The following is a 10,090-nucleotide window of genomic DNA, read 5'->3' as shown; positions in this document are numbered from 1 at the left end:
GGCCTGCTTGCGTCGGCCCACGGCTGCGCCGGAGACGTTGAGGACGGCGCGGGGCGTCGTGGACGCCTCGGTGGCCGGGCTTTCGGTGGAGTAGCTCTCGGGAGCCACGTCGATCTGGTCTGCGATCTTCGCCACGGTGTAGGTGATCCTTTGTCTTCGAAGTCTGGGGTGTCGGGGAGGGCCGGAGCCTACTGGGCGACCTGGGTGAAGGCGTACGCCTGCGGCTGCTGGGCCGCGTGGGGGTGCTCGGATCCCGTGTAGACCTTCAGCTTGCGCAGCTGGGCGCGGCCGAGGGAGTTCTTGGGGAGCATGCCGCGGATGGCCTTCTCGACGGCGCGGACCGGGTTCTTCTCGAGGAGCTCGGCGTACGTGGTGGCCGAGAGGCCGCCCGGGTAGCCGGAGTGGCGGTAGGCCTTCTTCTGGAGGAGCTTCTGGCCGGTGAGGGCGACCTTCTCCGCGTTGACGATGATGACGAAGTCGCCCATGTCCATGTGCGGCGCGAAGGTGGCCTTGTGCTTGCCGCGCAGGAGCGCCGCGGCGTGGGTGGCGAGACGGCCGAGCACGACGTCGGACGCGTCGATGACGATCCAGTCGTGCTGGACGTCAGCCGGCTTCGGAGAAAAAGTGCGAGTCACGTGAGTGCTGCTTTCTGGTCGGAGTGAGGTGTTCGTGGATCCCGCTCCGTGGCCGTTCGACCCGCGAGGGGGCCGAACCGATCCGGTGGAGGGCTCAACTTCGGGCGCTCGGCACACGGCCGAAAACACCAAGGGTCGACATTACAGCAAAGCCCCCGTGCGGCCAAGCACGGATCGTGGCGGCAGGGGCTCCGGCGGCGGGAGGTGCGGCCCGGGCCGCCACGGGTCGCGGGGCGCGGTCGCGCGCCCTCGCCTCACTCCGAGTCCTCCGGGTCCGGCCCCTCGGTCCGCACGGTGCGCTTCGCCCGGGTGAGCAGGGCCCGCTCGGCGAGTGCGTCGTCCTCGGGGTAGTCGACCTCGCGGAGGATGAGGCCTCTGGCCGGCATCACCGCGAACGCGTTGGTCCGTCGGGCGGCGTCCCGGAGCAGCGGGACCGCCCCCGCCTCGAGCTTCCCGGCGCCGACCGCGACGCACGCCCCCACGAGGGCCCGCACCATGCTGTGGCAGAAGGCGTCCGCGCGCAGGTGGGCGTGCAGGACTCCGTCGGCGTCGCGCTCCCAGGTGAAGTCGAGCAGGCTCCGGATGGTGGTGGCCCCTGCGCGGGCACGGCAGAACGACGCGTAGTCGTGAAGGCCCAGGAGCGAGCGGGCCGCGGCCGTCATCGCGTCGAGGTCGAGGGAGTCGGTGATCCAGGTGGTGTACGTGCGGTCGAGCGGGTGGCGCATCGAGGAGGCGTCGGCCAGCCGGTACTCGTACCGCCGCCAGCGCGCCGAGAACCGCGCGTCGAACCCCTCCGGCGCCTCCGTCACCCGGTGCACCGAGACGTCGGTGTACTGCCCGAGGATCCCGCGGAGCCGCCGCTCCAGGATCGACGCGGGCGGGAACGGCTCCTCCCCCGGTCGGCGCCTGCCGCTGCTGATGCGGCCCCACTGCTCGGGGGTGAGGTCGACGTGGGCGACCTGGGCGCTGGCGTGCACGCCGACGTCGGTGCGCCCGGCGACCGTCACGGTCGGGTGCTGCTCGGAGCGCAGGACCAGGGCGAGCGACTCCTCGAGCACCCCCTGCACGGTGCGGAGGCCGGGCTGCTTGGCCCAGCCGGAGAAGTGCGAGCCGTCGTAGGCCAGGTCGAGGCGGACGCGGTGGAGCATCAGACGAGTCTAGAGCGCGCCGTGGTCGCGGCTCAGGCGACCGTGAGCGGGACGTCGACGGTCGCCAGGGCCGAGACCGCCCAGCCGACCAGCGTCGACTGCTCGCCGACCGAGGAGACGATCCGCGCCTCCCAGCCGCCTGCGAGCACGGCCAGCTCGGAGGGGGCGGAGGCGATGCCCTGCACCCAGTAGGCGGCCGTGCCCAGCGAGACCGGCACGGCGCCGAGCGCCTCGCCCGCACCGGTGAAGGTCTCGACGAGGGGCCCGCGGTGCAGCGTCAGCACGACGACCGGGTCGCCGCCGTCGACGGCGTAGGAGCACGTGTCTCCCGCGGCGGTGATCGACACGGTGCCCGCCGTCAGGCCGGCCTCCTGCTCGACGAGGGAGGCGGGGAGAGCGGTCGCGCAGTCCACACCCTCGCTCGACGGCACGGAGGGCACGGTCGGTGCGGCCGACGGTACCGGAGGCGTGCTCGCGAGGCCCGCCGACTCCGGCACGTCGATCACCTCGCCGGAGGCGCAGCCGCTCACTCCGGCCGCGAGTGCCAGTGCGAGGAGCGCCGCAGCGGCCGAGGAGGGCAGTCGCACAGGAGTCCTCCGAGGATCGTCGGGGCGGACCCCGGGAGCGCCGGTCGTGACGCGGCCGCACCCGACGAGCGCAGCCGTGCCATCGTAAGCGACGATTCGCGCCAGTCGGCCCCGTGGAACGACGAGAGCCCCCCGCCCCGGAGGGGACGGAGGGCTCTCGTCAGAGGGGGGCGTGACTACTTGGTCGCGCCGGTCTCCTCGACCGGAGCGTCCTGCGCGGCGTCCTCGACGGGAGCGTCCTGCACGGGCGCCTCCTCGACGGGGGTCTCCTCGGCAGTGGTCTCCTCGGCGGGGGCCTCGTCCACCGGAGCGGACACGGGCGCCGTGGCGGTGCGCGACTTCTTCGCCTTGGGGGTGACGGGCTCGAGGACGAGCTCGATCACGGCCATGGGCGCGTTGTCTCCCTTGCGGGGGCCGATCTTGGTGATGCGGGTGTAGCCGCCCTCGCGCTCGGCGACGAGCGGAGCGATCTCGGTGAAGAGCTCGTGGACGACCGACTTGTCGCCGATCGTCGCGAGGACGCGACGACGGGCGTGCAGGTCGCCGCGCTTGGCGAAGGTCACCAGGCGCTCGGCGAGGGGACGAAGGCGCTTGGCCTTGGTCTCGGTCGTCTTGATGCTCTTGTGCGTGAACAGGGCCGCGGCCAGGTTCGCCAGCAGCAGGCGCTCGTGTGCGGGTCCGCCTCCGAGGCGGGGGCCCTTGGTGGGCTTGGGCATGGGTTTACTCCAGTACTAAAGGGGTGTCAGCAGGTCGGACGCGAGGAGCCGGGGCTCCGGAGCGGAGGACCTAGATGCTCTCGTCGTCGTAGCTGTAGAAGTGGGCGCCGTCGAACCCGGGGACCGAGTCCTTGAGCGACAGGCCGAGCTCCGTCAGCTTCTCCTTGACCTCATCCACCGACTTCTGACCGAAGTTGCGGATGTTCATGAGCTGCGTCTCCGAGAGGGCGACGAGCTCATTGACGTTGTTGATGCCCTCGCGCTTGAGGCAGTTGTAGCTGCGCACCGAGAGGTCGAGGTCCTCGATGGGCATGGACAGCTCGGTCGAGAGGACCGCGTCGACCGGCGCGGGGCCGATCTCGATGCCCTCGGCCGCGTTGTTCAGCTCGCGGGCGAGACCGAACAGCTCGGTCAGCGTGCGTCCGGCGGAGGCGATGGCGTCGCGCGGCGAGATCGCGGCCTTCGTCTCCACGTCCACGACCAGGCGGTCGAAGTCGGTGCGCTCGCCGGCACGGGTGGCCTCGACGCGGTAGGTGACCTTCAGCACGGGCGAGTAGATCGAGTCGACCGGGATCTGGCCGGCCTCGGAGAACTCGCTGCGGTTCTGGGTCGCCGAGACGTAGCCGCGGCCGCGCTCGATCGTGAGCTCGAGCTCGAACTTCGCCTTGTCGTTCAGCGTGGCGATGACGAGCTCCGGGTTGTGGATCTCGACACCGGCCGGAGCCGAGATGTCCGCGGCGGTGACCTGGCCGGCTCCCTGCTTGCGCAGGTAGGCGGTGATCGGCTCGTCGTGCTCGGAGGAGACGACGAGTCCCTTGATGTTCAGGATGATCTCGGTGACGTCCTCGCGGACGCCCGGGACGGTCGTGAACTCGTGCAGGACTCCGTCGATCCGGATGCTGGTGACAGCGGCGCCGGGGATGGAGGACAGCAGGGTGCGACGCAGCGAGTTGCCGAGCGTGTAGCCGAAGCCGGGCTCGAGGGGCTCGATGACGAAGCGGGAACGGAACTCCGAGATGTTCTCCTCGGTGAGCGTCGGACGCTGTGCGATAAGCACTGATGATTCCTTTCGATCACGTGTCCGCTATATGACACGTGCGTTTGCGAGGTGTGGAGTTGTGAAAGAAATGCGCGATCCGCCGGCCGGCCGCACTCCCCGCCCGGAGGCGGTTCGTGCGGCCGGCCGACGGCTGCGAGTGCTGCTTAGACGCGACGACGCTTGGGCGGGCGGCAGCCGTTGTGCGCCTGCGGGGTGACGTCGTTGATCGAGCCGACCTCGAGGCCTGCGGCCTGGAGCGAGCGGATCGCGGTCTCACGACCCGAGCCGGGGCCCTTCACGAAGACGTCCACCTTCTTCATGCCGTGCTCCTGAGCCTGGCGCGCGGCCGACTCGGCGGCGAGCTGGGCGGCGAACGGCGTCGACTTGCGCGAGCCCTTGAAGCCGACTCCACCGGACGAGGCCCAGCTGATGACGGCCCCGGAGGGGTCGGTGATCGAGACGATGGTGTTGTTGAACGTCGACTTGATGTGGGCCTGGCCCACAGCGATGTTCTTCTTCTCCTTGCGGCGCGGCTTGCGCGCGGCCGACTTGGGGGTAGCCAATTCTGTATCTCCTCTAGGTCCGTGTCGCCCGCGTTACTTGCGGCCGGCCTTCTTCTTGCCGGCGACGGTGCGCTTGGGTCCCTTGCGGGTGCGCGCGTTCGTCTTGGTGCGCTGTCCACGGACCGGGAGGCCGCGACGGTGGCGGAGGCCCTCGTACGAGCCGATCTCGACCTTGCGGCGGATGTCGGCGGCGACCTCGCGGCGGAGGTCGCCCTCCACCTTGTAGTTGCCCTCGATGTAGTCGCGGAGCGAGACGAGCTGGTCGTCGCTGAGGTCCTTGACGCGGATGTTGCCGTCGATCCCGGTGTCGCTCAGGGTCTTGAGCGCGCGAGTGCGGCCGACACCGTAGATGTAGGTCAGTGCGACCTCCACGCGCTTCTCGCGCGGGATGTCTACTCCTGCCAGACGTGCCATTGTGGCTTCTCCTGTGAGTGAGTGGAGGTGTGAAGCAGCACCGGTGCCTCGGCCTCCGACCGAAGGTGTCCTCGCCGTCCACCCCGGGGTCGCCGGGGTGCTGCGCGATTTCTGGTGCTGCGGGTGTGTTCAGTTGTGCAGTGGGGCGGCACGCCGCCCCGGCGCTCCCTCGCGGAAGCAGCGGGACTAGCCCTGGCGCTGCTTGTGGCGGGGGTTGCTGCTGCAGATGACCATCACGTTGCCGTGGCGGCGGATGATCTTGCAGTGGTCGCAGATGCGCTTGACGCTGGGGTTGACCTTCATTGTTCTTGTCCTTGTTTTCGCTGGCGTCGTGCTCCCGGCGGATGCCGGGGCCGTTCCTTACAGGACACGCACGTCGCGAACGTCAGCGGAGCGAACGCCTACTTGTAGCGGTAGACGATCCGGCCGCGGGTCAGGTCGTAGGGGCTCAGCTCCACGATCACCCGGTCCTCGGGGAGGATCCGGATGTAGTGCTGACGCATCTTGCCCGAGATATGGGCGAGAACTTTGTGTCCGTTGGTCAGCTCCACGCGGAACATCGCGTTGGGGAGCGCCTCGACAACCGCACCTTCGATTTCGATGACACCGTCTTTTTTGGCCATAGCCTCACTGTCGTTCGGAAGTAGTGTGTGTACTGGTCGTGCGAATGTTTCCGCGACGAGCCACCACCGGGCGAGAGCCCGGATCGGGGTTCGCGGGCATGCCGGAGCACGCGCAAAACACCAAGGGTCGATGCTACGCGAATCGCGGCCGCTCCGCCACCTCGGGCGTGTCGCCCCCTCCTCCGCCTCCGCGCCCGACGCGCGCCCCCTGCCCGGCCCTGCGTCCGCCGCCGCCTAGGCTGGCTCCGTCGAGCCGGAGGGAGAGCACATGGCGCGCACGACGAGGTCCGCGACCGCGAGGCGGAGCTGGTACTCGCACCCGGTGGTGACGATCCTGGCGGCCATCGCGGTCATCGCCCTGGTGCAGACCTTCTTCGTGAAGGTGTACACGGTGCCGACCGGCTCGATGGAGAACACCCTCCAGGGCGGCGGATTCTTCGGCGACCGCATCCTGGTCGACCGCACCCTCGCCCTCCAGGGCGGGCCGGAGGAGGGCCAGATCGTCGTCTTCTCGCGCGACGCCGACTGGGGCGCGAGCGACGAGGCCGGCAGCCCCCTCTCCGAGATCGTGAAGACGTTCGGCGACGTCACCAGCATCGGCCCCTCCCACGAGGAGTTCCTCGTCAAGAGGCTGATCGCCGAGGGGGGCCACACCGTCTCCTGCTGCGACGCCGAGGGGCATGTGCTGGTCGACGGGAAGCCGCTGGACGAGTCCTACGTGTTCGAGGACTTCCCCTTCACCCCCGGGACCCTCGACTGCACGACGAGCCCCGCGTCCCTCCGCTGCTTCGACGAGTACACCGTCCCCGAGGGCTCCCTCTTCGTCCTGGGCGACCACCGGTCGAACTCCAACGACTCGCTCGGCGAGTGCCGCGGCGCCGGCGGGCCGATCGACACGTGCGTGAAGACCGTGCCGATCGACAGGGTCACCGGACGCGTCTTCGCCGTGGCCTGGCCGCTCACGCGCTGGCGGCTGTTCTAGCGCTCCGCCCGAGCCGCCGCAGACGACGACGAGGTCCCCCGCGGGAAGCAGGGGACCTCGTCGTCGTTCACCGCCGTGCGGCCACGGGACTAGCCGCGGACGACCGCCACGACCCGGTCGAAGAGCGGGTGCTCGGCCGTGAGGCCGGTGACCTCCGCCACGAACTCCTCCGGGGTGAGCGCGGCCAGCTTCTCGTGGAGCTCCACGCTCTGGGGGTCCTCGGGCACGTCGAAGCGCAGCGCGGCGCCGATCGCGGCGAGCAGGCCCTCCGGCGTGCGCCCGCGCTCAGCGAGCTCGGCCGCCGGTCCGATGAAGCGCTCGTGCCGCGACAGCTTCCGCAACGGCTGGCGTCCGACCCGGTCGACCGTGTCGGTCAGGTACGGGTTGGCGAAGCGCTTCAGCGTCTTCTCGAGGTAGGCCTGCTGCTCCTCGTCGCTGAAGCCGTGCTTGGCCACGATGAGCGCCTTGGTGTCCTCGAGCGCGGCCTTGACCGCGTCGTGCACCTCGGGCATCGCCAGCGCGTCGGAGAGCTTGTGCGCTCCGGCCGCGAAGCCGGTGTAGGCGGCCGTCGCGTGGCCGGTGTTCACGGTGAAGAGCTTCCGCTCGATGAACGGCTCGAGGTCGTCGACCCAGGTCGCGCCCGGGATCTCCGGCTCGGTGCCCTCGAACGGAGTGCGGTCGACGACCCACTCGAAGAAGCTCTCCACCGTCACGTCCAGGCCCTGGCCCGGGTCCTGGTTGGGGACGATGCGGTCCACCGCGGTGTCGGCGAAGACGGCGCGGGTGCGCAGGCGCTCCCACTCGTCCGCACCGAGGTTCGCGGCGACCTCGGTCTGCAGGAGGCGCGTGGCGTTGATCGCGTTCTCGCAGGCCATGACCGCCAGCCGCGGCGCCGACTCGTCGCGGGCCGCGAGGCCCTTCGCGATCACGGGGGCGACGAAGCGCAGGATGTTCGGGCCGACGGCCGTGGTGACGATGTCGGCGGCGGCGATCTCGCGGACGAGAGCCTCCTCGTCGGCGGCCGAGTCGATCGCGCGGAAGCGGTCGACGACGTGCGTGGCCGCCTCCTCCCCCACCTCGTGCACCTCGTAGCTGTCGGCATCGGCGAGGCGGCCGATCAGCTCGGAGTTGACGTCGGCGAAGACGAGCTCGTAGCCGGCGCCGTGCAGGATCAGGCCGACGAAGCCGCGGCCGATGTTGCCGGCGCCGAAGTGGACGGCGGTGGGCATCAGGAGTTGACCTCGCCCAGCAGGCTGTAGAGCGACTGCGCGTCCGGAGCGTCGAGGAGCTTCTGCACCTCGTCCTCCTCCGAGAAGATGATCGCGATCTTGGAGAGGATCTCGAGGTGCTCGTTGTCGACGCCGGCGATGCCGACGACGAAGCGCACCTCGTTGCCGTCCCAGTCGATCGGCTGCGCATAGCGCACGAACGAGAGGGCGGAGGAGCGGATCTCGTCCTTCGCGTCGTTGGTGCCGTGCGGGATGGCGAGCAGGTTGCCCATGTAGGTCGAGACGGTCGCCTCGCGGGCGAGCATGGCCTCGTAGTAGGCGGGGGTGACCGCGCCGACGCCGACCAGCATGTCGGCGGCCTCCTTGATGGCGGCCTCCTTCGTGGTGGCGGTGCCGGAGGCGTCGATCTGTCCGATGGTGAGCACGTCGCTCATGGGGTGCGTCCTTCCGTGGAGGTGCTGACAGCGAGGGAACCCGCAGGGGCGAGCGGAGCGTGTCCGCTCTGTCGCACCCTACGGGTTCCCTCCGAATGGTTGGCGTACTACTTGCCGTGCTGCTCCGCGACCAGCGAGACGACCTCGTCGTACTTCGGGCTGTTCATGAAGTTGTCCACGGAGACGTGGATGGCGCCCGGAGTGCGCTGGCGGGCGCGCTCCGTGAGCTCGGCCTGGGTGATGACCAGGTCCACGTCGTCCTCGAGAGCGGCGATCGCCTTGTTGGTGACCGTGACGTCCTCGAAGCCCGCCTTCTTCATCTTGTTCCGCAGCACCGAGGCGCCCATCGCGGACGAGCCCATGCCGGCGTCGCAGGCGAAGACGATGTTCCGGACCTGGGTCGCGGTGGCCGTGGCCCCCGCGGTCGAGGCGCCGGCCGAGTCCTGCGGAGCGTTGGCACCGCGGGCGTTGATGAGCGAGCCGACGGCGCTCTCCTTGCCCTTGTTCGCCTCGTTGGCGGCGACGGCGGCGGCGAGCTTGTCGTCGCCCTCCTGCTCCGCGGCCAGGTCGCGCTTGCGGCCGGACCGGATGATGACCGAGGCCACCAGGAACGACACGGCGGTCGCGAGGATCACCGAGAGGATGACGCCGAGGAAGCTGTCGTTCGCGGTCTGCAGGAGCACCGCGATGATCGAGCCGGGCGAGGCGGGGGCGCGGAGGCCGGAGTTGAACGCGACGTTCGTCGCGACACCGGTCGCACCGCCGAGGATGACGGCCGCGAGGAGCGCCGGCTTCATCAGCACGTACGGGAAGTAGATCTCGTGGATGCCGCCGATGAAGTGGATGATCGCCGCACCGGGAGCCGAGGCGCGGGCCGCGCCGACGCCGAAGAACGCGAAGGCCAGGAGCACGCCCATGCCGGGGCCGGGGTTGGCCTCGAGGAGGAAGAGGTAGGACTTGCCCGCCTCCTCCGCCTGCTGCACGCCCAGCGGCGTGAGGATGCCGTGGTTGATGGCGTTGTTGAGGAAGAGGATCTTCGCCGGCTCGATGAAGAGCGAGGTCAACGGGAGCAGGCCCGCGTTGACCAGGAACTCCACACCCGCGCCGAGGGCGGTCGAGAGGCCGACCACGAGCGGCGCGACGCCCGCGAAGGCGAGGAGCGCGAGGAGGAGGCCGAGGATTCCGGCGGAGAAGTTGTTGACCAGCATCTCGAAGCCGGGCTTGATCTTGCCGTCCCAGATCGAGTCGACCTTCTTCATGAGCCACGCCGACAGCGGGCCCATGATCATGGCGCCGATGAACATCGGGATGCCGGCGCCGACGATGACGCCCATGGTCGCGATGGTGCCGACCACGCCTCCGCGGGCGCCGTAGACCATGCGGCCGCCGGTGTTCGCGATGAGGAGCGGGAGGAGGTAGGTGATCATCGGGGCGACGAGGCCGGTGTTGACCACGTCGGGATCCGTGCTCCAGCCGCCGAACTGCTGGACCCAGGTGGCGTCGATGCCGAGGAGGGGGAGCCATCCGGTCTGGATGAAGAGGGCCGTGATGAAGCCCCAGGCGATGAAGGCCGCGATGTTCGGCATGACCATTCCCGAGAGGAAGGTGCCGAAGCGCTGGACGTGGACGCGCGCTCCACCGCGCGTCGACGTCGCTGACGTCGTTGTCATGTGGTGTGTTCTCCGACGTCAAGGTGCGGATCGCCGGAGGCAAGACCGCG

At 69.8% G+C, this 10,090-nt stretch carries 13 protein-coding genes and 1 pseudogene; 1 reads left to right on the top strand and 13 read right to left on the bottom strand.

Annotation, left to right across the window (positions count from 1 at the left end; genetic code table 11):
• From C5C27_RS15140 to infA, 10 genes and pseudogenes are all read right to left on the bottom strand, one after another.
• Window positions 1-135 (bottom strand): annotated as a pseudogene (locus C5C27_RS15140) (30S ribosomal protein S9); the annotation flags it as partial.
• A 53-nt stretch (window positions 136-188) separates the two neighbouring features.
• A complete protein-coding gene (rplM, locus tag C5C27_RS15135) occupies window positions 189-635 on the bottom strand; it encodes a 50S ribosomal protein L13 (RefSeq protein ID WP_104225003.1) in 447 nt (148 codons plus the stop codon).
• 254 nt (window positions 636-889) lie between these two features.
• Window positions 890-1,783, bottom strand: a complete 894-nt coding sequence (locus C5C27_RS15130; RefSeq protein WP_104238770.1) for a tRNA pseudouridine(38-40) synthase TruA — start codon at window positions 1,781-1,783, stop codon at window positions 890-892.
• 32 nt (window positions 1,784-1,815) lie between these two features.
• Window positions 1,816-2,370, bottom strand: a complete 555-nt coding sequence (locus tag C5C27_RS15125; protein WP_104314813.1) for a hypothetical protein — start codon at window positions 2,368-2,370, stop codon at window positions 1,816-1,818.
• A gap of 176 nt (window positions 2,371-2,546) precedes the next feature.
• On the bottom strand, window positions 2,547-3,086 hold the full coding sequence (gene rplQ / locus C5C27_RS15120) for a 50S ribosomal protein L17 (RefSeq protein ID WP_104225000.1): 540 nt from the start codon (window positions 3,084-3,086) through the stop codon (window positions 2,547-2,549).
• 70 nt (window positions 3,087-3,156) lie between these two features.
• Window positions 3,157-4,143 carry a DNA-directed RNA polymerase subunit alpha gene (locus tag C5C27_RS15115; RefSeq protein WP_104224999.1) on the bottom strand — a complete coding sequence of 329 codons (987 nt, stop codon included), beginning with the start codon at window positions 4,141-4,143 and terminating at the stop codon, window positions 3,157-3,159.
• A 146-nt stretch (window positions 4,144-4,289) separates the two neighbouring features.
• The gene (gene rpsK / locus C5C27_RS15110; RefSeq protein WP_055787170.1) at window positions 4,290-4,688 is read right to left on the bottom strand and encodes a 30S ribosomal protein S11; all 399 of its coding nucleotides are present in this window, start codon (window positions 4,686-4,688) and stop codon (window positions 4,290-4,292) included.
• Window positions 4,689-4,721: 33 nt separating this feature from the next.
• Entirely contained in the window at window positions 4,722-5,102 is a 381-nt protein-coding gene (rpsM, locus tag C5C27_RS15105; RefSeq protein ID WP_068251511.1) for a 30S ribosomal protein S13, read from the bottom strand.
• Between the two features lie 186 nt (window positions 5,103-5,288).
• Window positions 5,289-5,405 (bottom strand): 50S ribosomal protein L36, encoded by a 117-nt coding sequence (gene rpmJ, locus C5C27_RS15100; RefSeq protein ID WP_055787164.1) that lies wholly within the window; start codon window positions 5,403-5,405, stop codon window positions 5,289-5,291.
• 98 nt (window positions 5,406-5,503) lie between these two features.
• Entirely contained in the window at window positions 5,504-5,725 is a 222-nt protein-coding gene (gene infA / locus C5C27_RS15095) for a translation initiation factor IF-1 (protein ID WP_022883252.1), read from the bottom strand.
• A gap of 268 nt (window positions 5,726-5,993) precedes the next feature.
• Here infA and lepB point away from each other — a divergent pair, with 268 nt between their 5' ends.
• Complete coding sequence (lepB, locus tag C5C27_RS15090; protein WP_104224998.1) at window positions 5,994-6,707, top strand: signal peptidase I; 714 nt, start codon at window positions 5,994-5,996, stop codon at window positions 6,705-6,707.
• A gap of 89 nt (window positions 6,708-6,796) precedes the next feature.
• Here lepB and C5C27_RS15085 read toward each other — a convergent pair whose 3' ends face one another.
• The 3 genes from C5C27_RS15085 to C5C27_RS15075 form a co-directional block, all read right to left on the bottom strand.
• A complete protein-coding gene (locus C5C27_RS15085; RefSeq protein WP_104314812.1) occupies window positions 6,797-7,936 on the bottom strand; it encodes a mannitol-1-phosphate 5-dehydrogenase in 1,140 nt (379 codons plus the stop codon).
• Complete coding sequence (locus tag C5C27_RS15080) at window positions 7,936-8,370, bottom strand: PTS sugar transporter subunit IIA (protein WP_104224996.1); 435 nt, start codon at window positions 8,368-8,370, stop codon at window positions 7,936-7,938. The genes C5C27_RS15085 and C5C27_RS15080 overlap by 1 nt, the downstream gene beginning before the upstream one ends.
• A gap of 107 nt (window positions 8,371-8,477) precedes the next feature.
• Complete coding sequence (locus C5C27_RS15075) at window positions 8,478-10,040, bottom strand: PTS mannitol transporter subunit IICB (RefSeq protein ID WP_104224995.1); 1,563 nt, start codon at window positions 10,038-10,040, stop codon at window positions 8,478-8,480.
• Between the last annotated feature and the right edge of the window lie 50 nt (window positions 10,041-10,090).

The sequence above is a fragment of the Rathayibacter sp. AY2B7 genome (genome assembly GCF_002931635.1).
GTDB lineage: Bacteria > Actinomycetota > Actinomycetes > Actinomycetales > Microbacteriaceae > Rathayibacter.
This window is presented reverse-complemented; position numbering and strand designations above follow the sequence as displayed.